The sequence below is a fragment of the Synergistaceae bacterium genome (assembly GCA_017540085.1).
Classification (GTDB): domain Bacteria; phylum Synergistota; class Synergistia; order Synergistales; family Aminobacteriaceae; genus JAFUXM01.
Genome location: JAFYBQ010000006.1, coordinates 48,836 through 71,553, shown reverse-complemented (window position 1 = coordinate 71,553; position 22,718 = coordinate 48,836). Strand labels below are relative to the sequence as shown.

Here is a 22,718-nt window from a genome sequence, read left to right as displayed (position 1 = left end):
TGTGAGTCCTCCTCGTCAATATCATCGGGATTTGCCGATTCTACCATACTACACGCCACGAAGACCCTTCCCGCGTAACTCCAAGCGTCCGTGTCGAAACCGTCCGAAACACCAGCGTCTTGCGAGTCGTGATTACCTTTGCGCGTTCCTCGCCTACCCAATCGATTCGGAAATCCCCGCTCTTTATCCCGGCGCGAATGTCCGAGGCTTTTGCGGCTTCCTTGGCGAAATTCTCACGTGATATTACGCGCTTTGACCCGTCCGCAAGCATTCCGTACATTTCACCGTATGACCCATCCGCCCAAAGATTCAGGAATCGGCGCAACACTGACTCGCGGCTAGAATATGCGTTCTCCGTGTTGACCTGCCTGCGCGGAGCAGGGGTTGTATTCGTGGCTCTCCTGTCCTGCGAATCGTTCCCGCGTCCTTTGACTGACTTCACGAACTCGGCCATGTCGCTGGACTCTTCCCGGAATATCGGCTTTATCGGTCTGGGCGGAATCGGGGGCGGAGGCGGCACAGGGGGATTCGGCTTCTTGACGGGAATCGGCGCGGGCTTTCGGGGCTGTCGTTTCGGGACATTCACAACGACAACATCAGGCTTTGGCTGGGCGGGCGCGGGTGTTTCAGGGGGAGCAAACGAGAATATGCGCTCACTGCGTCCCATTCCCCGCAATCCTATAACGTAGTCCTTGTTAGTTTGTTTCGGGAAAAACACGAGACCCTGAACGACTCCCGGCGATGGATTGTCGAGGGCTGAGTCGTATTTCTCCGGCCTTATTCGCTCTCCTGTTGCCGCTAAGAGTGATACGTTGTCGCGGACGGGATTCAGATTCACCGGCCTTGCACCGAATGAATACACGCTGATGAGGAAAGTTTCTGATGTGTCAAGTTTCAGCTCTGACACAAAATTTTCGCGGAATCGTTCCTGCTCTGCCTCAGACATTCCCGACCTTACAGCCTCTGATTCTGCCCATGGAGTCGCAAGCTCCTCCGGGTAATGCACTACCCACACAAAGCAGTCCTGCCCCCAGTGTGCGGAAGTCCATCGTTCGAGGATTCGTATCGTCTGATCGAATGCGGTCATTTCAGCACCATATGCCGTGATAACCGTAAAAGTCGCCCATGTGAAGGGGAGATTGAGAGGGACAAAAAAAATACCCGCCGTTAATATCATGGCGAGTAATAATCTTCCTGCGCTAATTAACGCTCTGTTCCGGCGGAAGCTCAAAGTCTCCTCCTGAGTTTGAATTGGCGGGCGTTCCGTACTGGTTGCGGTTGAACACGTCCCCTTTCACGATGTTGTCCCGGTCAGGATTGTAGCTCCCTGATGATTCTTGCTTCACTGGGATTTCTGTTACTATGTTGTTCTCGGCTGACTGTAGGCTTATCGGTATTGGGTACGCTGACACGGTGCAGTCTCCTGATGTCTGAAGGAATGTTACTGACCCTTCCGCGATTTTTATCGAGTTTCCTCGTATGAACATGCCGCTGACAAGTCCGACAGGGCCGAGGAGAACCGCTCCCGCAATACTTGCCGCCCCTGCTCCGATTACAGCACCTTCACCCCTTCCGCCTGAGGCGCGCGCGTCCTTTATGGCTTTGGCCGACTCTTTGCCTGACCAGACCTGCGGACGTTCCGGGCCGAGGGGCTTTAATTCCCTGAAAGACAGCCTGACTTCACCGGGGACTCCGAACATACCCGGACGCTTCACCGACCTGACATCAGTAACAAGCAATGACCCCGCCGGAGCTACAAGATTCTGATTCACGATTAAATCATGGGCAAGCTCAAGCCTCACTGAATCCCCTGCTTTCGATTTCGCCGGGCTAAGTTCGTCCATAAACCTGAATTTCATTACGGTGTTTGACGGGACTACTACGGGCTGTGCTGTTACAGGATCCATGACAAGAGTCGCAAGCAGGCTTTCAACCCTCATTACAATGGGATTTCCTGCACGGGATGCCCCTGTGAGGTTTGTCTCTAAGTCTTCTAGTCTCCTCACTGCCGGTTCAGAGGCGCGAATCTTTTTGTCTACAACCCATTCAGCGACACCGAGCTTGAACATCATGGAAGGCTGCTCATCTGTCCCCTTGTCGAGAAAGTTCAGGATTGCCGCGTGCCTTTCCGCGATTGTTCCGGGAAGACTCCTGCCGAACAAATCCTCCTCAACTTTTCCGAGCCGCTCAATAAGCCCTCCTTTTGACACATAACCGTAAATTATCTGCTCAATTTCTCCCATCATCTGACGCGAGGAGCCTGCGTTAAGCTCAGGGTCGGGGACTGCCTCAGATGCCATTGACATATTTGCGGACAGCACGAACGCCAGAAGCGCGAATATCCGTACAGCCTTCATTTTTGCCTGATGCCTCCTTTACTGCTTTTCCCTCATATAATCCGCCGCGGCCTTTATGAATCCGTCAAAAAGCGGGTGCGGCCTCACCGGTCTTGATTTCAATTCTCCGTGAAACTGACCGCCGACGTACCATTTATGCCCGGGCAATTCTACAATCTCAACTAAATCGCGCTCAGTGCAGACTCCCGCGACTTTCAGCCCCGCATTTTCGAGCCTCTCGCGGTAAGCGTTGTTGAACTCGTAGCGGTGTCGGTGTCTTTCTGTGATGTGCAATGTCCCGTAAGCCTCTGCGGATTTCGTGCCTTCCGTCAAATCGCAGGGATATGCGCCGAGTCTCATTGTTCCGCCGAGATCCTTCAGGTTTTCTTGCTCCTCCATCAAGTGAATGACGGGGTGAATCGTGGCGGGGTTCATTTCTTTGCTGTGAGCCTCATGGAGCTTGCAGACATTCCGCGCAAATTCAACTACCATCATCTGCATACCGAGACAAATCCCGAATATAGGCACGTCATTTTCACGGGCATATTTCGCCGCCTCTATCATTCCTTCAACGCCTCTTTCGCCGAATCCGCCGGGGATGAGTATTCCGTCAGCAAACTTCAGCATTTCCGCAGGGTCATTCCGCTCTAAGTCTTCAGCCTCAACCGAGACAATATTAACCCGAACATTGTGCGCGATTCCGCCGTGGTGAAGTGCCTCAACAACGCTCAAATATGCGTCTTTGTGCTGGACGTACTTCCCTACGAGGGCGATTTTGACCTCTTCGGGCGAGTTCATGTACCTGTCGACAACCCTAGCCCAGTCGCTTAAATCCGGCTCATTCTCATACGGCAGTCCTAAATATTTCAGTATAAGGCCGTCGAGTCCCTCGCGGTGAAGGCTTATAGGAACGTTGTAGATTGTAGGCTCATCGCGGACTTCAATCACTGCTTCCGGCGGAACGTCGCAGAAAAGTGCTATCTTGTTCTTCATGCCAATGTCCATAGGATGACTCGTGCGGCAGACTAACATGTTCGGGAGGATTCCTATTCTCCGCAATTCCTGAACGCTGTGCTGTGTCGGCTTTGTCTTGAGTTCCTTTGCGGCCTCAAGATATGGGATTAACGTTACATGACAGTACACTACATTTTCGCGGCCTGCCCTCACCGCCATCTGCCTTATAGCCTCCAAGAACGGCTGACCCTCAATATCTCCGACAGTCCCGCCGATTTCGACAATAAGAACATCAAGCCCGGCTCCGGCGCGGATAATTCGCTCCTGAATGTCGTTAGTGATATGGGGGATTACCTGGACTGTTCCGCCCAGATAATCGCCCCTTCTTTCCTTCTTGATTACGCTTGAATATATTTTGCCGGTGGTGATGGAATTTTTCTCGCTGAGTGTCTCGTCAATAAACCGCTCGTAATGTCCCAAGTCTAAATCCGTCTCGGCTCCGTCATCAGTAACAAAAACTTCTCCGTGCTGAAATGGATTCATTGTCCCCGCGTCAACGTTCAAATACGGGTCAATCTTCAGTATTGAGACTTTGAGTCCGCGCTTCTTCAGCAGTGTTCCGATTGAGCCTGCTGTTATTCCCTTGCCTAATGACGAGACTACCCCGCCTGTTATGAATACGTATTTTGACATTTTACCTGCTCAGGTACTTTATCGGGTTGACCGGGCTGCTTCCGTTCCTGACCTCAAAATGTAAGTGCGGGCCTGTTGAACGTCCTGTAGTGCCGATTCTCGCGATAAGCTGTCCTGATGATACATTAGCTCCCTTTCCGAATAATAATGAGCTGCAATGAGCGTAAAGCGTTGACTGCCCGTTGCTGTGCTCAATGACTAACACTTTTCCGTAGCCGCCCATCCAGCCGGAATATACTACATGGCCGGAGCCTGCCGCTTTTATCGGGTCATTCCTGTTGGCTTTGATGTCGATTCCCGTGTGGAAGTCCCTGCGCCTTGTTACGGGGTGAGTCCTCCATCCGAACGGGCTGTTTATCCGTCCCATTATCGGCCATCTGAACCCTGAACGCCTCACTGCCACTTCACCGCGTGGGTGTCTCTCAGGCTTTGCGGCTGTCCTTGCGGGGGCGGGCTGTGATTTCCTTGCTGACTCTGCTTTCTTTGCCTCGGCTAATTTCGGGGCTGTCCTGACCTCGCGTATAGCTTCCGGCTTTGCTCCGGGAAGGAATACCTCATCCCCTGCCTTTAACGCTGTTATGTCGACTCCCTCATTCACGAGGGCGATTTTGCTTTTGCTGACACGGTATCGCTTTGCGGCATCGCTGACTGTCTCGCCTTCTTTGAGCGTGTAGAATATTCCGTCCTGATTCGGGATTCTCAGCTTCATTCCGGGCTTCAGCACCGTGTAATTGTTGCTTCCCCTGATTGTGTCAAGCTCTACGCCTGAATTATTCGCGATTGCCCAGAGTGACTCGCCGTGGGCTACTATGTGTTCCCGGACTTTGACGGGCGTGAATTTCTCGCTGTTTGCGGCAACAACCCATTTACGGCGTTTCACCTCGTCAAAAGTGTTCTCTGTGTCTTCCGGCGTATTCGGTATAAGGAGTATGGAGTTCTCCCGGAGCTTGTCCGCGTCTTTGAGCGCGTTTGCCCGGATAATGTCCTGAGCCGTAATATTACCGTAAGCCGCGGCGATTTCCGACAAAGTTTCGCCGCTCTTGACTGTATGCTCCCGCCATGCAGGGCCAACTTCAGCCAGTAAAGGCACTTCAGCTTTCACCGTCTCAGCCTGTGCGCCGACCCCTGCGGAGTCTTCATCGTCGTCGTCTTCTTCCTCATCGTGAACTTTGAGCGTTTTGCCGTCGTCGAGTGTTGTCAATGTTACGCTCTCATAGTCCGACAAATATGACGGGAACGGCCCGAATGCCTCCATCGTGCTGCTGTCATAAGCCTGTGCTAAGAGTTCCGGGTCATCAGGATTGCTTTCTGACGGGTCAAGCTGTGTAACTTCCACGTCAAGAAGATTGCGCGAGTATATAACGCTGTCCTCGATGCCGTGAGCCGGTTCAACGCCGAGACCAGAAGAAAAACTGCTGAAATGCCCCGCCGAAAACATAAGGAATGACGCTAATCCGAATGTGGCGCAGACGACAATGCCAAATCCCCAGCAGAAGCCTAATGACGCTCCTGCATGTTTCCCCCCGCGAGGCTTTGCCCTGCCCGCATTGGTGCGGTTAGGGTAATATTCCCGCGGTCTTCCGCTGTCTGATCTCAAAAACGATTCCTCCCGACCTGCCGCGCAATTACGTAATCTACGACATGAAAATTTTTATACCTCTGAATTTGTGAAATTTTGGCTGGCCGTTAAGTATTGTAGCATATAATCTAGTAGTCATAAATACTTAGGCGCAGCGTGAACCCCACACCCTTTTGGACGCGGCTATTATAACACAGTGCAATTCAGGCACTCAGCGTAATTTACGGTCATTTTCCTCAGTAATCCATATAGGCCAAACTTTTCGCAGGCGGTCAGACAAACGCCGGGTTAAGGAGGGCGATACTCCCGCAGTATTAACCGAGACTGAAACATTCCCAGCATTAATCATAGATGGGAAAAAGAAATCACATTCCGCTTTGCAGTCGGCGACATTCACCGGGATATGAAGACGGGCGGCCATGAGGTGAATATTATGATTGACAGCGCGGTCATTTGTGGCGGCGATTATGAGCGAGAAATCCGGGGTTATGTCATCCGGCGAAAACGGCCTCACGATTCTTTGAGTGTTACGGGGAAAATCAGCGCAAAATTCCGGGCTTACCGCGACGATTTCAGCACCGCATTTTATGAGCGTCTCGGCTCTGCGGGAAGCTACATTTCCTCCGCCTGCAATCAATACCCGTCTGCCCGACAAGTTTATCATCATCGGGAAATACGGGGGGCGGTTTGTGTCTGACATTCTCAAAATCTCCCTGCTGTTATAATTTTCACGAAATATTTTCACAGGGAGCGGGTAAAAAGTGAAGAAGATATTTGCGGGCGCGGCTCTGATTCTCGTGTTTCTTTCGGGAGTCTCTGAGGCTGTAATCAGGGACGGTGCTATACGCGGGAAGGGGCTTTCATTCAGCGCAATATCGTACACGTTCAAAGGAGTCAGCGTAACGATTCGGAATCCGTCAAAGTATAACGTGAATTTCGGGGGGACAATGTTATTTCTTGACCGTAATTATCGCGTCATAGCACGGGCGGAAATACTTACGGCGAAAATCAAGCGGCATTCATCGAGAAGATACAGCGGGTTCTTCAGCTACGGAACAGGAGAGGACGCAAAGAAGGCGCGTTATCTTGAGTGGGAGTTCTGAGAATGACATCAGCACCGAAAATATTTGACCAGTTATGGACGGCAGTAAGGACAATAATATTCCGTTCACCGACTTGCAGAAGCTGCTTGATGTTCTGGGATTTAGTTACAGGGTAAAAGGAATCCACTATATTTATTGGCGCAAGGGCATTGCGGAAATCATCAATATACAGTCCGACAACGGAAAAGCAAAAGCATATCAGGTGAAACAAGTCCGGGAAATAATCCGAAAGTACAAGCTAATATTCTGACAGGAGGCAAATTAATGGACAAGTACACGAGAATAATATACTGGTCAGATGACGACAGGAAATTTATTGCTGAAGTCCCAGAATTGCCCGGGTGCATGGCAGATGGCGACACCCCTGAAGAAGCCCTGCGAAATTCCGCCGTTATAGTCTCAGAATGGATTGAGACAGCGGAATTTATTGGGCGTGAGATTCCTGTGCCTAGTATAGCTCATGAGGTGATGAGATGAGGAAGATTATTCTTGCGGTGATGGCCGTGATTCTTTCCGCGACTGCCTGCAGTGCGTCTAACAGCTCGGAGGCGTTTTTGTCGCTTCCTTTCGGACACACTTACGCGCGGACTCAAAAGAGGATGGAGAACAGCGGCGCGAAAGTCCTAGTCCCAAGAAAAGACTCTCTCACGATGGAAGGAATGTTCGAGAATTATCCGGCGACGTACATATTCGGCTTCCACAAGAACAAGCTGCTGAAGATGAAGAGCGTATACCTTCAGAGCATGGGAAACGCTGAGTATGACAGGATATTTTACGAGGCACTGCAGAAGGGAATGAACGCGCTTTACGGAAAGACACAGGAAAGTCCGTCAGCAAACACAAGAGCCGCCGGAAAAATTATGCTGAAAAACGTATGGACACCCGACAAGTACACGACAATAACACTGACATACAACCCGGAGATGTCGAAACGATTTCCGGGAAGCTCCCTGACAAGCAAATTCATTCAGGTGATATACAAATATGACAAGTGGGACGACTGACGCAAAATTTTTCCCCTCCGGCCATGAGTCAGAGGGGATTTTTGTTACTCAGCGCAAGCCCCTGAAGCAGTGCAGGTAAGCACAAAGAAATGACTCGCCGCTCCGCCTTCCGTGAAAATCCTGCACATAGCCTCCGACAGTTTAGCCGCAGGGCCGTGAACAATCGCAATCATCGTAGGCCCTGAACCTGATATAGCCGTCGCAACGCAATCCGGGTGATTGGCTATCTCAGAGAAAAACTTTTCTCCCGTCTCGCCCGGAAATAATTTCGCCCTGTGCGCCTGGTGTAATCTGTCCTGCATTCCGACTCTCAGCAGATCCCAGCGTCCCATAGCCCACGCCGCACACAAAATACTCGCGTGGCTCACGTTGAAGACAGCATCACGGAACGGCACACTCTCAGGCAATATCCGCCGGGCTTCCTCCGTCCTGACCTCGAAATCAGGAACAACCGCGATAACGTTCAAATCCTCCGGCAATGCAGGAAGACGGACATACCGCAAGGACTCCCCGTCCCAGCATGATACAGTCATCCCGCCCGTGAAGCACGGCACAACGTTGTCCGGGTGTCCCTCGATTTTCGTCATGACACGCAATAATTCAGCCTCATCATGTTTAACGCCCGACAATATATCAGCAATTATTACGCCCGCAACAACAGCGGTTGACGAGCTTCCGAGTCCGCGATTCAGAGGGACGGCGTTGCAGCTCTCGAACGCGAATCCTTTCGGTGATACGCTCCATTCCTCACACGCTTTAATGTAGCTGGTAACAAGCATATTTTTCCGTGCGTCTGTGAGAATGTCGATCCCCTCGCCGCAAATTTCGGATGTGTATTCGCCCTCCGGCAGAATTTCTTTCACCGTGAAAATGTTGTAGAGGTTCAGTGCCATTCCGAGAGTGTCGAAACCTGAGCCAAGATTCGCCGTCGTCGCAGGAATTTTCAGCCGTATCATTTTCCTTCAAGCACCCGCATAAGGTCGTCTAATGTGTCGTTTATCTCGATGGGCTTGCCGACTTGGGACATGGCTGTGTCGGGGTCTTTGAGTCCGTTGCCTGTGAGAATCATTGTTACTGTGATTCCTTCCGGGAGTCTGCCTGAGCGTTTCAGCTTGAGGAGTCCCGCGAGGGGGGCGCATGAAGCAGGCTCCGCAAAGACTCCGCCTTCAGCCGCTAAAATTCTCTGTGCCTCCAAAATCTGATCGTCTGTTACCGCGTTGAACTCACCGCCGGACTCACTGACTGCCGCCCGGGCAAGGTGTGCGCTTACGGGATTCCCGATTCGTATTGCCGTTGCGACTGTCTCAGGGTTAGGGCATGGCTTGTTGTAGACGAGGGGGGCTGCTCCTTCCGCCTGGAATCCCATCATCTTTGGGAGGGACGAAATTTTGCCGAGCTTCTGATACTCGTTGTAGCCTGCCCAGTATGCGGAGATATTGCCCGCGTTGCCTACTGGGATTGCGTGCCAGTCGGGAGCATGTCCGAGAACGTCGCAGATTTCCCACGCCCCCGAACGCTGACCGATAAGCCGATAGGGATTCACGCTGTTGACCATCGCGCACCCGGTCTTCTCCGCTCCCTCTCTCGCTAACTCTAATGCACGGTCAAAATTCCCCTTCACCGCGATGACTTTCGCCCCGTACATGAGAGCCTGCGCCAGTTTTCCGAGCGCGACTTTTCCGGCGGGAAGCAGCACAAAGCACGGGATTCCCTGGCTTGCAGCATATGCCGCCGCGCTTGCTGAGGTGTTGCCTGTTGACGCACAAATTACGGCGCGTTTTCCGTCCTCAAGAGCCTTTGCGACCGCGAGAACCATTCCTCTGTCCTTGAATGAGCCGGACGGGTTGCAGCCCTCAAATTTTCCGTACAGCTTTATTCCGAGCCTCTCACTTACGCGGGGAAGATAGATTAGCGGGGTCATTCCTTCCTCAAGATTTACGGCGGGCGTTTTGTCTGTTACGGGAAGCAAGTCCCGGTAGTGTTTCAGTACTCCCATTGTGATTCCTCCTGTGAGAATTTTTGCTGACTATCTTAACACGGCGCGAAACGTATCGTAGTTTTCCATCTCGTATTTGTTGCAGTAGACCGCAAATATTACGCTGTCGAATTTCTCACAGTATACAGCAAGTGCTTCCCTCCATGCTTTTGCGACAAGCTCCGGGGGATTCTTGAACGCACCGCACCCGAATGCCCCGGTGATGAGAATATCAACGCCGTTATACGCGCATACACGCAGGATATTTTTTGCGCGTGAAAGGTGAATTGCGTACAAATCCCTGTCAGAAATTTTTACGTTCGGGAAAATGTGAGGGGCAGCGCACGTAACGACATCAATCTTCACGAAATTTTCACGGGACAATCTCGCGGGGATATAGTCATCATCATCACGGCAGATAATTACATCAGGGGAATATATGCAGGTGTCGCTTGCCCGCCAGCCGAATCCGCCCTCATAGTGATAGCTGTAGAATCCTTCCCGCGCTGTGTCTGTCCTCAATGACGGGTAAAGTGTCGACGAACGGCAAATGCTTTCCTCCTGCGCCAGGCTTCCTGCTTTGACACCGCCGCCCGGAGTCTGTGAGGCCGCGAAATTCAGCACAGCTATTTTCTTGTCCGGGAATTTCCCGTGAAGGTCTAACGCTGTCTGCAATGTCCGCCCCTGTATAACGTCAATTTTTCCGGCCTTGTGGGAGTCTGTCTCTTCTGCAAAATCGGCGGGGTAAACTCTCGTGTGATTGTTAGTGCGTAAAATTGCCTCGTGTAAAATTGCGTCCTCGTCAAAAAATTTCAGCGTGTCATTGAAGACTTCTGCAAGCTGCTGCTTTGTCGGTCTCATTTCGGGGAATCTCTCCTTTCATTGCGGCTATTATAATTCACGGTGCTATAATCGCAGGCATTCACACATTCACACAAGGAGGCCGGATTTATGGCGCAAAATCTCAGGGGAAGAAGTTTCCTGACTCTAATGGACTTCACGCCCGGTGAAATAGATTATCTCCTCACGCTTTCAGCAGACCTCAAAGCAAAGAAACGCGCAGGCATTCGCGGGAATTTACTCGCAGGGAAAAATATCGCGCTGATATTCGAGAAGTCATCAACACGAACCCGCTGTGCATTCACGGTAGCCTGCAACGATGAGGGAGCATTCCCGGAATATCTCAACAAGAATGATATTCAGCTCGGCGCAAAAGAAGACGTTAAAGACACGGCCCGCGTGTTAGGGCGTATGTTTGACGGGATAGAGTTCCGCGGCTTCAAGCAGTCAACCGTAGAAGACCTCGCGAAATATTCAGGCGTTCCCGTGTGGAACGGACTCACGGACTCAGATCATCCGACTCAGGTTCTCGCGGACTTCCTAACACTGCGCGAAAATTTCGGCCCTCTCAGGGGACTCAAGCTCGCCTATCTCGGCGACGGACGAAACAACATGAGCAACGCATTAATGATTGGCTGTGCGAAAATGGGAGTCGATTACGTCATCAGCACTCCCAAAGAATTAGAGCCTGACGCAAATTTACTCGCAAAATGCCGGGAAATCGCTTCACATTCAACAATCAGCGTCATCAATGATCCATTCGAGGCCGTGAAAGGCGCGGACGCAATATACACAGATGTATGGGTCTCAATGGGTGAAGAGTCGCTGAAGGAGGAACGCTATAAACTTCTCGGCGCGTGGCAGGTTACAGCGGAAATCATGAAGGCAACGGGCAAGGACACAACTATATTTCTACATTGCCTGCCTGCTGTGAAAGGCGCAGAGGTTACAGAGGAAGTTTTCGAGTCTGAACGCTCAAAAGTTTTTGACGAGGCCGAAAACAGAATGCACACAATCAAAGCCGTTATGGTCGCGACTCTATCATGACATACGGCAAAGACTCTCCGCGCATAGAGTTACGCGGGAAACTCGACAGCCTTAACGCAAGAATCATAATGTTTCAGGCGGACTCAGACTCCCCGGAATTTATCGCCGACCTTGAAGAAGTGAAAGCGGTCGTGAATCATCTTCAGCGGTGCGAGGCCTGCGGGAAAATTTTTGAGGGCGGATTCACTGTGAGGGGACTCGATTCGGAGGAGCTTTACCGGCGTTCTCACAATCCGGCGGAATATTTCGGGCTTGGTCATATTCTCCCTCATCATGAAATGGGACGGGAGTCGGCCATGATGAATCTTTTGCGGACTCTTGTGCGTGAGACTGAGTTATGCGCGGTGAAAGTTTTCGGTGAAAATGACAGTCTCAGAATTTGCCATATTCTTAACCGTCTAAGCAGCGCGGTATACACACTCATTTATGAATACTTGCCTGAAGGCTACAACCGTGTAATATCATTCGGGAGAAAGGAATGATTCCATGAGCAAATATAAATTTGAGACAATCCAGCTCCACGCGGGGCAGGAACATGCAGACCCCGTAACAGACTCGCGGGCAGTCCCGATTTACGCGACAACATCATACGTTTTCCCTAATTCGGCGGCGGCGGCGGGAAGATTTGCGCTCACTGAGCCGGGGAACATCTACACGCGCTTAATGAATCCGACAAATGACGTGTTCGAGAAGAGAGTCGCGGCAATGGAGTCGGGAGTCGGTGCGCTTGCGGCGGCTTCAGGCTCTGCGGCGATCGCATACGCTGTGCAGAACATCGCAAAGGCCGGGGATCATGTAGTATCGTCAACCAACCTTTACGGCGGAACGTTCAACCTTTTCGCCAACACTCTCCCGGAGCAGGGGATCACAACAACATTTGTTGACCCTTCAGACCCGGCCAATTTCGAGAAAGCCATAAAGCCAAACACGAAACTGATATACGCTGAGACGCTCGGCAATCCAAATTCTGACGTTTTCGACATCGAGTCAGCCGCAGAAATCGCGCACTCTCACGGGATCCCGCTTGTGATAGATAACACGTTCGCGACTCCGTTTTTGTGCAGGCCGATAGAATACGGAGCTGACATTGTGATTCACTCTGCGACAAAATTCATGGGCGGTCATGGCACAGTGATGGGCGGAGTTGTTGTTGACGGGGGAAAATTCGACTGGGCCGGGAGCGGGAAATTTCCGGGACTCTCGGAGCCGAATCCGTCATATCACGGGATAGTCTTCACTGAGGCGGTCGGGAATCTCGCGTACATCGTGAAGCTCCGCACAACATTAATGCGGGACTTAGGCGCGTGCATTTCTCCGTTCAATTCGTTCCTGCTGTTACAGGGACTCGAAACATTGTCGCTCCGTGTTGAACGCCACGTAGAGAACGCCCTGAAGGTTGTTGACTTCCTGAAGAATCACCCGAAAGTCGAGCGCGTCAATCATCCCTCACTCGCAGAAGGTAAGCAGAAGGAGCTTTACGCGAAATATTATCCTAACGGGGCGGGGTCAATATTCACGTTTGACATAAAGGGGACTGCTGAGACGGCCAAGAAATTCACAGAGAGCCTCGAATTATTTTCACTGCTTGCGAATGTTGCTGACGTGAAATCGCTCGTCATACATCCTGCGTCAACGACTCATTCACAGCTCAACGAGGAAGAATTATTGTCATGCGGGATTCGTCCGACAACGATTCGGCTCTCAATCGGCACGGAACATATTGATGATATTATTGCTGACTTGGAGAAAGGATTTCAGGCGGTGAAGTAAGACTGCGCTCCCCTGATTATTAGTCAGGGGAGTGTTTCTGCTATAATCCGAAAAAGGAAGGGGGCGTGTGAAAATGACAAGCAGCGACAGCGAATTTATACGGTCAGAAATAAGAGGGCTTAAAGTTTACATAGACGGACGAATTGTTGAGTTTGAGAATAAACTTGATGCCAGAACAAACGAACTCAAAGACCAAATCAGGGAAGTAAAAACGGAATTACGTGTGAACGCCGTGAAAACGGAGGAGCTTAAATCGTCAGTGAAGTGGCATTTCACAACGCTTGCAATTGTTGTCGGCATTGTCGGATTTGCCATAACACTTGCGCCGATGTTCCGTGAAATTTTCAGGGACAAGAAAAAATATACAACGCCCGATGATGTCCGCGGAATAATCCGTGAGGAAATAAACAAGCTGAAGGGCAGCACTGAATAACAATGATTCCCCTGAAAACTGCTCAGGGGGAATCCTCACCTCATGAAGCTCACGAACGCTACCGCCGCCCCTAATGACACCTCAATGTCAGCAATATTCACCGTCAGAGGGATAAACGGAATCGGAATCCAGTCAATCACATAGCCGAGAATTAATTTCTCCGCGCAGTTCGACAAAGCCCCGCCAAGCATGACAGAATACCCGACACGCTCGCCCCTGCTCAGGTCAACAAACAGCAGCACCGCAATAATCATCAGGCAGGCTATCCCCGAAAGCCACGCCGCTAATGACGGATAACCGCTCAACATGCTGAAGGCCATTCCGTAATTCAGGACGATGGACACAGGGTCAGACAGCAATATCCGCCCGATATGCTCAAGATTGATACAGATTGCCGTGATTATTGCCGACTGAAGCAAAATTCCTTTATCCCTTCCGCGACTCCGTTGTGATTGTTGTCCGGGGCGATGTAGTCCGCTATGGCTTTAAGTTCCGGGACTCCGTTCGACATGGCCGCGCCGATCCCCGCATACTGTATCATTGTCATGTCGTTCAATCCGTCCCCGAACGCTAACACATCTCCCATATCAATGCCGAGATGAGACGCAATAAATTTCAGCCCCCCGCCTTTATTGGCTTGAGGGTCGTTGATTTCTATGTTGTTCGGGACTGATGACGTAAATAACAATTTAGGGAAGACAATCGGCAATGACTTCAGGAGATTTTCACGCAGGGCAGCGTCAAGCGTATATATCTGCATTTTCTGAACACCTCCGGCATTCCTCACAGCCTCATAGACATCATCAACAGGCGAGCGCATATCACGGACAATTTTCACCTGCCATTCGCCTATCATGACATCCGCGAGACGTTCATATAAATCCCGCCTCATGTAACCGTTTCCCCCCGCAACAAAGTCATAAATCACGCCCAAATCATCAAAGACACGGCACAAAGTCTCAGCCCTCAAAGCCGGAATCGCAAACTCCGCAATCGTTTTCCCGGCCATGACATCAAATATTGCCGCTCCGTTGAGAGTCAGCGCGTAACGTACAAATTTCAGGCTCTTGATACTTTCGGGGACAGCGTTCCAGAATCGTCCGGTTGACGGCACAATCTCAATTCCCATATTTGCGGCACGCTCAAGAGTCGCGAAAGTCTCAGGGGTAATTTCCTTATTGTCGTTGAACAAAGTCCCGTCCAAGTCAAACGCAACGAGCTTTATTTGTCCCATGCGTCTAACCTCTCATCAAAAAATTTCATTGTCCTCTCGAACGGCTCATCACTCGTTAAATCAACACCTGCACGGCGCAAAATATTCAGGCTGTAATCACTTCCCCCGCTCTTGAGGAATCGCAAATATCTTTCTACCGCTTTTTCCTCCCCTGAAAGTATCGATGACGCAAACGCATTAGCCGCCGTGAACCCCGTAACATATTTATACACGTAAAACGCCGTGTAGAAGTGAGGAATCCGCGCCCATTCCGCGCAAAGCTCCGTGTCAATCACCATTTCCGGCCCGTAATAGTCCGCGTTCAGTTTCTCCCACAAAGAGCAGAGATAATCCGGCGTGAGGACTCCGCCCCCCTCAGCGTATGAGTGAGTCTCCCGCTCAAATTCCGCGAACATTGCCTGACGGAAGAACGTTGCCCGAACCATGTCATAATAGTAGCTCAGAAGCCATTTCCGATTTTCGGGACTGGGCGAATTTCTGAGAAGGTACTCTAACAGCAGGGCTTCATTTGTTGTTGACGCGACTTCAGCCAGCAATATCGTGTAATCGGCGTAAACCTGCGGCTGAGTCTTTCGTGAATAATAGCTGTGCATACTGTGTCCCATCTCATGGACGAGCGTGAAGACATCGTGAATTGTCCCGTCATAGTTCAGCAAAACATACGGCTGTGTACCGTAAGCACCCCATGAATATGCGCCCTTGCGTTTGCCCTTGTTCTCGTAAATGTCGATCCAACGCTCCGAAATCCCGCGCTTAAAGTCAGCAATGTACTCATCACCGAGCGGGGCTAATGCTTTCACGGCAATGTCAACAGCTTCCGGGAAATCGATTCGCGTCTCAGGCTCTGCGGTCAAAGGCGCGTTCAAGTCGTAGAAGTGAAAATCGCTGAGTCCCAAAACTTTTTTGCGGAGTGCTGCGAGTCTGTGCAGTGAGGGCGAATATTTCCGGGCTGTGTCTACAACATGGCCGTAAACATCTTCCGGGACATTCTCCGCGAACAGTGCCATGTCGAGCGAGCTTGCGTACTTTCGCGCCTGTGATGTGAATATGTCCCCCTTCACCGAGCCGGAATAAAGCGCGGCGATTGCGTTCTTGAATTTCGCGTAAGTCCCGTAAACACCCATGAAGGCATCATGACGCACCTGCCTGTTACGGCTCCTGCTGAACCTGTACCATCTTTCCTCTGTAAGCTCTGACGTATTGCCGTCCTCGTCCGTGATGTCGGGGAACTTCATATCCGCGTCAGTAAGGAGGGTGAATGCGTTTGACGGTGTAGACATGACTTCCCCGGCTTGGGCTAAAAGTATTTCCTGCTCATGCGGCAAAATATGCTCACGTTCGCGCAGTAACTTGCGGAAGAAAAATTCATAGCGGGTAAGCTCATGCTCATTCTTTATGCAGTCATTTATATAGTCATGCGGGAGGGCTAAAATTTCCGGCTCAAAGAACGCCACAGCCGCAGAATATTTCACCATGAGGGACTCGGCCATCCCGGCAAGCTCCATAGGCTTTGCCTCGCGCAGGTCTTCATGGCTCTTCATGTTCGCGTAGACGTAAAGCCGCTCAAGCTCAAGCGATACTGCCTCATCTGCCTTAATGAACGCAAGAAGAGTCGCCGACCCTCCGCCGAGTTTCCCGGCGTAATCCTTCAGGGCTTCAACTTTTGCTGACGTGTCATCGTATGATTTCTGCCATGCGTCAAAATCGGGGTATATAGCCTCAAGATTCCATCTGAATTTTTCGGGAATGTCTTTCCTTTCGGGAACTTCGTTTTTGTTGTTCATGTTTCAATCTCCTGTAATAACTTCACAGCCTGAGCGCGCAAATCTGACAGGCTGCCTTCTGTCCGTATAACATAGTCGCAAACCGCAAGCCTTTCACTTTTCGGGAGTAAAAATTTCTCGCGCCGCCTCAGCTCGTCATAGCTCCATCCGCGGGACTTCCTGCACCTTTCAGCCCTGACGACAAAATCAGCCTCAGTATAAATCACACGTGAAACCCATTCAGGCCGCCCGGCTTCCGGCAAAAGGGGAATTTCGGCTACAGCGTCAATATTTTCTGTGAGACGGTGAATCTCAGCCATCACAAGCGGGTGAATCACAGAGTCGCAGAATTTGTGCTCTTGGTCGTCCGTGAAAATGTGCTGCGCGATTACTGGCCGGATAATATTTCCGTCAGCGTCAAGAATATCACTGCTCCACCTGTCAGCAAAAATCCCAATAACGTCCGGGCGAGTCCAAATTTCAGCGGCGATTTTGTCCGCGTCAATCACAGCGCACTTCATGAGGCGTGATAATATCCGTGAAAGGGTAGATTTACCAGCTCCGATTTCCCCTGTAACCGCCGTAACCGCCATATTTCCGCCCCCGTTGGTAAAATGTCCTGGTATTGTCCCGGAATGATGAGCTTCTGCCCCTGTCATCGGTCTGCTTGCATTCGTCCGGGATCTCAAAAAGGAAGCGCGACAATTCATTATGCTGAACACCGCCGTAAAGCCCACGCGAACGCGCCGCCGTAAGGTAGAGCCTTTCTTCCGCCCGTGTCATTCCGACGTAGCACAGCCGCCGCTCCTCTTCTAGTTCGTCTTCATTGTCCTTTGAGCGCGAGTGAGGGAAAACATCTTCCTCCATTCCGACAATGAACACAACGGGAAATTCGAGTCCCTTTGAGGCGTGGAGGGTCAATAGTCCTACAGCGTCATTGTCTGCGGCTTCCTTGTCCGCGTCCGTGAATAGTGCTGCTTCCGCGAGTGTCTCGGACAAATCACCGTCAGGCACAATAGATTTCAGCTCCCGGACATTTTCGAGCCTCTCACGGTAATTCTCAGGGTCATAATTTTTGATGTACGCTTCATATCCCATGTCTGCGAGAACGTAATCTATTGCAGGCTTTATGCCGTCTCCGGCCATATCAACAACCGCGCACATGTGGGACGCAAACACCCTCATGTTTTCCCCTAACGCACCCTTAATCGGCCATGCTCCCCCGGCAGTGAGGCTCCATACTTTAGCGGGGTCATCGCGGACATCTTCAGGCAGATCCGCAAGCCACTTGTACCAGTTTTCACGCCGCGCCGCTCCCATTCCCTTAATGCTGAAACCTGCCGCCCTCGTGAATGCAGGATTGTCGAAAGGATTAACCGCCGTCCGTAAAACCGACAGAACATCGCGGACTTCCATGCGGTCATAGAATGACAGCCCACGTATGATTCTGTAGGGTATATCCTCCTGGAGAAATTTGTTCTCGTAAACCCGGCTCATAGCATTAGCGCGGTATAGTATCGCTATGTCGCTGTAGCTGTAACTGTAGACTTTTACGAGGCGTTCTATTTCCTGAACGAGAAAATCGGCCTCCTGAAAGTCTGACTGCGCCATGAGGGTATAAATCTTTTCGCCCTTACCTTTTGCCGTGTGAAGATTTTTCTTGAGGCGGGCTTTATTGTTTCGGATTAATGCGTTTGAGGCCGCTAATATGTTTCCTGTTGACCTGTAATTTTCATCAAGCACAATCGTTTTCGCGCCGTCAAAATCTTTCGTGAAGTTCAGAATCATTCCGATTTCCGCGCCACGCCAGCCGTAAATTGACTGATCCGGGTCTCCCACAACATTCACGACACAATTCGGCCCGGCAAGATAGCGAATCAGCAAATACTGCGGGTGATTCACATCTTGGTACTCATCGACAAGAAGCCATGATATTCTCTCCTGCTCGCGCCTGCGTGTGTCAATGTCCTGTTTCAGAATCTCAAGCGGGAGAATCATCAAGTCGTCAAAATCCGCCGCGTTAATCTCCCGGAGCCGCCTGCGGTATTCTTTCGAGAGTTTGTAGACGTTCTCATCTTCAAGCGTGCTGTCGTGCGGGATTGGAGTCCACGTCATATAGTCGCGTGATACAAGCTCAAGCATTGCGCCGGGCGTTGTCTCTTTCTCCGGGAAATTCATTTCTCTCATAATCTCCTGCACAAGAGAGCGGCTTTCCCCCCGGTCAAGAACCGTAAAATCCCGCCTAAGCCCGGTAATTTCCTCTGTCTGTTCCGGGTGCCTGAACAGGAATTTCAGCCCGTAAGCGTGGAATGTCCCGGCGTAAATCCCTGCTGCGTTCGGGACAAGGGCATTAATTCGGGACTTCATTTCGCCCGCGGCCTTGTTGGTGAAAGTTACGGCCATGATGCTATGAGGGTCAGCGATATTTTCCGCCGTAAGCCATGCTATTTTGTGCGTCAAAACACGGGTCTTGCCGCTCCCGGCTCCCGCGAGAACAAGCAAAGGCCCGTCAACATACTGCACCGCGTCCCGCTGAATCTTAGAGAGGGAACGCAGTATATTTTTTCCGTTTTCAGTCATCGTTGAAATTATTGCTTTCTACTTCGAGGGCTTCAATGTTGAGTTCAAGCCCTGACAATATCTGAACATTTCCGCTTCCGCAAAGTGGGCATACAAAGTCTGAGTCCTCACGTGTCGAAATTTTCCCGCATGAATGGCACTTCACCGTAACAGGAAGGAGCATCACCGACAGCAAAGCACCTTCAGCGGGAGTATCTTTCGAGACAGCCGAGAATATGAACGACATTAATTCAGGGTTGACATTTCGGACACCGCCGACTTTCACCATGACACGGCGGATTTTCTTCCACCCGGTTTGCCGGCATAACCTCTGAATAGCGTCATTCACGGAATTTGTGAGGGTGAACTCAAACATTGCCCGCTAGTTTTTCGTGTAAAGGAACGGGCCTGCCGAAACAAATCCGATTTTCTGATAGCCGAATATCTGCTCAGTTGAGCCGACAAGGAAATAACCGCCGGGGGCGAGAGCGTCATAGAATTTGTGATACAGCTTGTCTTTTGTCTCAGCCGTGAAATATATTACGACATTCCGGCAAAGTATTATGTCGAAATTCGCGCCGAATGCGTCCTCTATCATGTTCATGCGCTTGAAGGTTACGCGGCGTTTGATTTCGGGGCTTACATCGTATGTTGCTCCCGCGTCCCTGCTGGTGAAATATTTTGCGAGATATTCTTTCGGGACGTTGAGAAGCTGCGCTTTGCGGTAATTGGCCTTCTGAGCGAGTGAGATTGCGCCCTGATCAATGTCGGCGGCGAGAACGGGATTCATTGTGTCGAGTCCGCAGACTGCCGAGAGAATCGCGAGTGAGTACGGCTCTTCCCCTGTGGCACATCCCGCGCTCCACAGCTTGAGGCGTTTTGTCTTGCGCTTCTGTATGAGTTCGGGAATGATTTTGTCGCGGAGCTTCCACCACTGAGAGTCGTTGCGGAAAAACTCTGAGACGTTGATTGTGAGGTGGTCAAGGAACTCGCGCAACTTCTTCTCGTCCTTGCTCATCATGTCGTAATACTCATCATACGTCTTGCAGCCCCAGCGGGACATAAGCTCGTGAGTCCTGCGGTGAATCTGCTCTTTGTACGAGTTGAGATCTATGCCGATTAGCTTCTTCAGCTTCATTTTGAACGTTGTGTAACCGGGTGAATTGTACTGGCTGACTTCTTCCATTTATGAAATTTCCTCCTCTCTAATCTTCAAGCACTTCTTTTTCTTTGACCTTGTAGACCTCATCAATTTTCTTGATATAGCCGTCTGTTATGTCCTGAACGTCTTTTGTTGACTTCTTGAGGTCATCCTCTGTGATTTCTGAGGCTTTCTCCTGCTTCTTGAGGGCCTCTATTGCATCGCGCCTGTAATTTCTGATGACGACTTTCGACTCTTCTGCCTTCCTCGCTAGTAATTTCGTCAGCTCAACGCGCCTGGCTTTAGTGAGTTCGGGCAGTGTCAGGCGAATCACAGTGCCGTCATTCTGCGGAGTCATTCCGATATTGGCGGCGAGAATGGCTTTCTCCATCGCCTTTAACACAGTCTTGTCGAACGGGGCAATCTGAATCGAGCGGCTTTCGGGGATTGTTACGTTCGCGAGGCTCTTTATCGGCGTGGGTGTTCCGTAGTAGTCAACTTTGATGTCGCTGACGAGTCCGGGGTGCGCTCTTCCTGTGCGTATCGAGAGAAATTCATTCTGCAAAAACGATACTGCCTTGTCCATATTTCCGCGTAACTCCGATAATACATCCGGCATGATGATTAATCCTCCTTTACGATCGTTCCGACATTAACGCCGTCAATGATATTCCTTACCCACGCGCCCGAATCCTGTACATTCATTACCCAGACGGGAATCCTGTTCTCGCGGCACAAGGCAAACGCGGCTGTGTCCATGACATTGAGATTCCGAGAAATAGCCTCGCTGTATGTCAGCTCCGGGAAAAATTCTGCGTCCGGGAATTTCACCGGGTCTTTGTCATAAATCCCGTCAACCTTTGTCCCTTTGATTACGCAGTCAAGCCCTAATTCTGACGCTCTCAGAGCCGCGGCTGTGTCTGTCGAGAAAAACGGATGACCCGTTCCCGCACCGAACATCACAATATTCCCGGCCTTCAGGTATTCACGCGCTGTTTCACGGCTGTAAAGCTCCGCAATCGGTGATATTGATACTGCTGACAGGACTTTAGCGGGGACATTGAGACTGTCGAGGGCAGTTTTCACCGCAAGTGCATTCATGACGGTGCCTAACATGCCGATACCGTCAAGACTCACGCGGTCAAGCCCGTAATCCTCAGAGTCGCGCCCGCGAATCATGTTCCCGCCTCCGATGACCAGCGACAATTCGATTCCGGCGTTGCGAATCTCAGCAAGTTTCACCGCAAAATCTCTCACAGTCCCGAAATCAATCCCGATATGCCTATCGCCCGCAAGGACTTCCCCCGACAGTTTCAGAAGCACACGCTTGTATTTGGGCATAATATCGCCTCCGTTATAAGAAAATACCCCCGGCGCAAAGTTATTCACACCGGGGATATTGCGTTCTTGATTACTCGCCTATTGCGAAACGCTCAAAACGCCTCACAGTAATTTTTGTGCCGAGCTTTTTCCCGGCTTCCGCGATTACGTCCTTCACCTTTTTGTCGGTGTCGCGGATATATTCCTGCTCAAGAAGGCATACTGTCTCAAAATACTTCCTGAGCTTGCCGGGGATAATTTTCTCTACCTTGTCGGCGGGCTTTCCCTCGTCAATAAGCTGCTGGCGGTAAACGGCCTTCTCACGGTCTAAGACATCCGCAGGGACATCATCAGACACTAAATACTGAGGAGCGGCGGCGGCAATCTGCATACAAATTTCATGGCCGAGTTCGTCAAATTCAGCTTTCGACATCGCGGACTTGTCATCGGCTTCAAGCTCAAGAAGTGCGCCTACTTTGTAGTTGCTGTGAATGTAGCAGAAGGCTTTACCGTTAGCGGCATCATAGCGGGCAAATCTCTTCAGCACGATATTTTCACCGAGCTTTGCGATTATCGCCGTAACAAGGTCATTAACCGTGCTTCCTGACTCGTGAACGCTGGCAAGCAGTGAAGGAACGTCATCATATGATTTAGCGGCAAGGTGAGCGGTGATTTTGTCGCCGAGTCCGTTAAATTCGTCAGTCTTTGCAACAAAATCGGTCTCGCTGTTAAGCTCAATCATGACTCCTAATTTGCCGTCTTTGCTCAGAATGTGGAAGATCCTTCCATCAGCGGCTGTGCGTTCTGCTTTCTTTGCGGCTTTTGCGAGTCCCTTTTCGCGGAGGTAGTCAATTGCTTTCTCCATGTCCCCGCCGGTCTCAGCAAGTGCCTTCTTGCAGTCCATCATTCCTGAGCCTGTGCGTTCGCGTAATTCCTTAACCTTTGCGGCTGTAATTTCTGCCATTGT

General features: G+C 50.9%; 26 protein-coding genes. 8 read left to right on the top strand and 18 right to left on the bottom strand.

The window, feature by feature from the left end:
* Nucleotides 1–40: 40 nt before the first annotated feature.
* The 5 genes from IKQ95_00985 to IKQ95_00965 all read right to left on the bottom strand — a co-directional run bounded on the left by IKQ95_00985 (nt 41) and on the right by IKQ95_00965 (nt 6,262).
* A complete protein-coding gene (locus IKQ95_00985) occupies nt 41–1,231 on the bottom strand; it encodes a hypothetical protein (protein ID MBR4195269.1) in 1,191 nt (396 codons plus the stop codon).
* A complete protein-coding gene (locus tag IKQ95_00980) occupies nt 1,200–2,357 on the bottom strand; it encodes a hypothetical protein (GenBank protein MBR4195268.1) in 1,158 nt (385 codons plus the stop codon). Before IKQ95_00980 ends, IKQ95_00985 begins: the two co-directional genes overlap by 32 nt.
* 18 nt (nt 2,358–2,375) lie before the next feature.
* Nucleotides 2,376–3,983 carry a CTP synthase gene (locus tag IKQ95_00975; protein ID MBR4195267.1) on the bottom strand — a complete coding sequence of 536 codons (1,608 nt, stop codon included), beginning with the start codon at nt 3,981–3,983 and terminating at the stop codon, nt 2,376–2,378.
* A 1-nt stretch (nt 3,984) separates the two neighbouring features.
* The gene (locus IKQ95_00970) at nt 3,985–5,580 is read right to left on the bottom strand and encodes a LysM peptidoglycan-binding domain-containing M23 family metallopeptidase (GenBank protein MBR4195266.1); all 1,596 of its coding nucleotides are present in this window, start codon (nt 5,578–5,580) and stop codon (nt 3,985–3,987) included.
* 193 nt (nt 5,581–5,773) lie between these two features.
* Nucleotides 5,774–6,262 (bottom strand): bifunctional precorrin-2 dehydrogenase/sirohydrochlorin ferrochelatase, encoded by a 489-nt coding sequence (locus IKQ95_00965; protein MBR4195265.1) that lies wholly within the window; start codon nt 6,260–6,262, stop codon nt 5,774–5,776.
* 61 nt (nt 6,263–6,323) lie between these two features.
* On the opposite strand from IKQ95_00965, the gene IKQ95_00960 reads away from it, so the two are divergent.
* From IKQ95_00960 to IKQ95_00945, 4 genes are read left to right on the top strand one after another with little or no spacing between them, the layout of a single operon-like run.
* Nucleotides 6,324–6,665 (top strand): hypothetical protein, encoded by a 342-nt coding sequence (locus IKQ95_00960; protein MBR4195264.1) that lies wholly within the window; start codon nt 6,324–6,326, stop codon nt 6,663–6,665.
* A 34-nt stretch (nt 6,666–6,699) separates the two neighbouring features.
* Nucleotides 6,700–6,915, top strand: coding sequence for a hypothetical protein (locus IKQ95_00955; GenBank protein ID MBR4195263.1), 216 nt, complete (start codon nt 6,700–6,702; stop codon nt 6,913–6,915).
* 14 nt (nt 6,916–6,929) lie between these two features.
* Nucleotides 6,930–7,142 carry a type II toxin-antitoxin system HicB family antitoxin gene (locus IKQ95_00950; GenBank protein ID MBR4195262.1) on the top strand — a complete coding sequence of 71 codons (213 nt, stop codon included), beginning with the start codon at nt 6,930–6,932 and terminating at the stop codon, nt 7,140–7,142.
* On the top strand, nt 7,139–7,669 hold the full coding sequence (locus IKQ95_00945) for a hypothetical protein (GenBank protein MBR4195261.1): 531 nt from the start codon (nt 7,139–7,141) through the stop codon (nt 7,667–7,669). Before IKQ95_00950 ends, IKQ95_00945 begins: the two co-directional genes overlap by 4 nt.
* Before the next feature lie 44 nt (nt 7,670–7,713).
* Here the strand turns inward: IKQ95_00945 and IKQ95_00940 are convergent, their stop codons facing one another.
* From IKQ95_00940 to IKQ95_00930, 3 genes are read right to left on the bottom strand one after another with little or no spacing between them, the layout of a single operon-like run.
* On the bottom strand, nt 7,714–8,625 hold the full coding sequence (locus tag IKQ95_00940) for a homoserine kinase (protein MBR4195260.1): 912 nt from the start codon (nt 8,623–8,625) through the stop codon (nt 7,714–7,716).
* Nucleotides 8,622–9,665, bottom strand: coding sequence for a threonine synthase (locus tag IKQ95_00935; GenBank protein ID MBR4195259.1), 1,044 nt, complete (start codon nt 9,663–9,665; stop codon nt 8,622–8,624). Before IKQ95_00935 ends, IKQ95_00940 begins: the two co-directional genes overlap by 4 nt.
* Before the next feature lie 30 nt (nt 9,666–9,695).
* Entirely contained in the window at nt 9,696–10,505 is an 810-nt protein-coding gene (locus IKQ95_00930; GenBank protein MBR4195258.1) for a TIGR02452 family protein, read from the bottom strand.
* 90 nt (nt 10,506–10,595) lie between these two features.
* On the opposite strand from IKQ95_00930, the gene argF reads away from it, so the two are divergent.
* The 4 genes from argF (at nt 10,596) to IKQ95_00910 (ending at nt 13,734) form a co-directional block, all read left to right on the top strand.
* A complete protein-coding gene (argF, locus tag IKQ95_00925) occupies nt 10,596–11,531 on the top strand; it encodes an ornithine carbamoyltransferase (protein MBR4195257.1) in 936 nt (311 codons plus the stop codon).
* Entirely contained in the window at nt 11,528–12,013 is a 486-nt protein-coding gene (locus IKQ95_00920; GenBank protein ID MBR4195256.1) for a hypothetical protein, read from the top strand. Before argF ends, IKQ95_00920 begins: the two co-directional genes overlap by 4 nt.
* 4 nt (nt 12,014–12,017) lie before the next feature.
* Nucleotides 12,018–13,301, top strand: a complete 1,284-nt coding sequence (locus IKQ95_00915; protein ID MBR4195255.1) for an O-acetylhomoserine aminocarboxypropyltransferase/cysteine synthase — start codon at nt 12,018–12,020, stop codon at nt 13,299–13,301.
* Nucleotides 13,302–13,374: 73 nt separating this feature from the next.
* The gene (locus IKQ95_00910) at nt 13,375–13,734 is read left to right on the top strand and encodes a hypothetical protein (GenBank protein ID MBR4195254.1); all 360 of its coding nucleotides are present in this window, start codon (nt 13,375–13,377) and stop codon (nt 13,732–13,734) included.
* 35 nt (nt 13,735–13,769) lie between these two features.
* On the opposite strand, the gene IKQ95_00905 is transcribed toward IKQ95_00910, so the two are convergent.
* The 10 genes from IKQ95_00905 to IKQ95_00860 form a co-directional block, all read right to left on the bottom strand.
* Nucleotides 13,770–14,153, bottom strand: a complete 384-nt coding sequence (locus IKQ95_00905) for a signal peptidase II (protein MBR4195253.1) — start codon at nt 14,151–14,153, stop codon at nt 13,770–13,772.
* Nucleotides 14,135–14,968 carry an HAD family phosphatase gene (locus IKQ95_00900; protein ID MBR4195252.1) on the bottom strand — a complete coding sequence of 278 codons (834 nt, stop codon included), beginning with the start codon at nt 14,966–14,968 and terminating at the stop codon, nt 14,135–14,137. Before IKQ95_00900 ends, IKQ95_00905 begins: the two co-directional genes overlap by 19 nt.
* Nucleotides 14,956–16,752 carry an oligoendopeptidase F gene (gene pepF / locus IKQ95_00895; protein MBR4195251.1) on the bottom strand — a complete coding sequence of 599 codons (1,797 nt, stop codon included), beginning with the start codon at nt 16,750–16,752 and terminating at the stop codon, nt 14,956–14,958. Before pepF ends, IKQ95_00900 begins: the two co-directional genes overlap by 13 nt.
* Nucleotides 16,749–17,324 (bottom strand): dephospho-CoA kinase, encoded by a 576-nt coding sequence (gene coaE / locus IKQ95_00890; protein MBR4195250.1) that lies wholly within the window; start codon nt 17,322–17,324, stop codon nt 16,749–16,751. Before coaE ends, pepF begins: the two co-directional genes overlap by 4 nt.
* Complete coding sequence (locus tag IKQ95_00885) at nt 17,284–19,311, bottom strand: UvrD-helicase domain-containing protein (protein MBR4195249.1); 2,028 nt, start codon at nt 19,309–19,311, stop codon at nt 17,284–17,286. Before IKQ95_00885 ends, coaE begins: the two co-directional genes overlap by 41 nt.
* Entirely contained in the window at nt 19,304–19,666 is a 363-nt protein-coding gene (locus IKQ95_00880; GenBank protein ID MBR4195248.1) for a hydrogenase maturation nickel metallochaperone HypA, read from the bottom strand. The genes IKQ95_00885 and IKQ95_00880 overlap by 8 nt, the downstream gene beginning before the upstream one ends.
* Before the next feature lie 6 nt (nt 19,667–19,672).
* A complete protein-coding gene (locus tag IKQ95_00875) occupies nt 19,673–20,476 on the bottom strand; it encodes a protein-glutamate O-methyltransferase CheR (protein ID MBR4195247.1) in 804 nt (267 codons plus the stop codon).
* Between the two features lie 19 nt (nt 20,477–20,495).
* Nucleotides 20,496–21,050, bottom strand: coding sequence for a ribosome recycling factor (gene frr / locus IKQ95_00870; GenBank protein MBR4195246.1), 555 nt, complete (start codon nt 21,048–21,050; stop codon nt 20,496–20,498).
* A 5-nt stretch (nt 21,051–21,055) separates the two neighbouring features.
* On the bottom strand, nt 21,056–21,772 hold the full coding sequence (locus tag IKQ95_00865; protein MBR4195245.1) for a UMP kinase: 717 nt from the start codon (nt 21,770–21,772) through the stop codon (nt 21,056–21,058).
* 70 nt (nt 21,773–21,842) lie between these two features.
* On the bottom strand, nt 21,843–22,715 hold the full coding sequence (locus tag IKQ95_00860) for an elongation factor Ts (GenBank protein ID MBR4195244.1): 873 nt from the start codon (nt 22,713–22,715) through the stop codon (nt 21,843–21,845).
* Between the last annotated feature and the right edge of the window lie 3 nt (nt 22,716–22,718).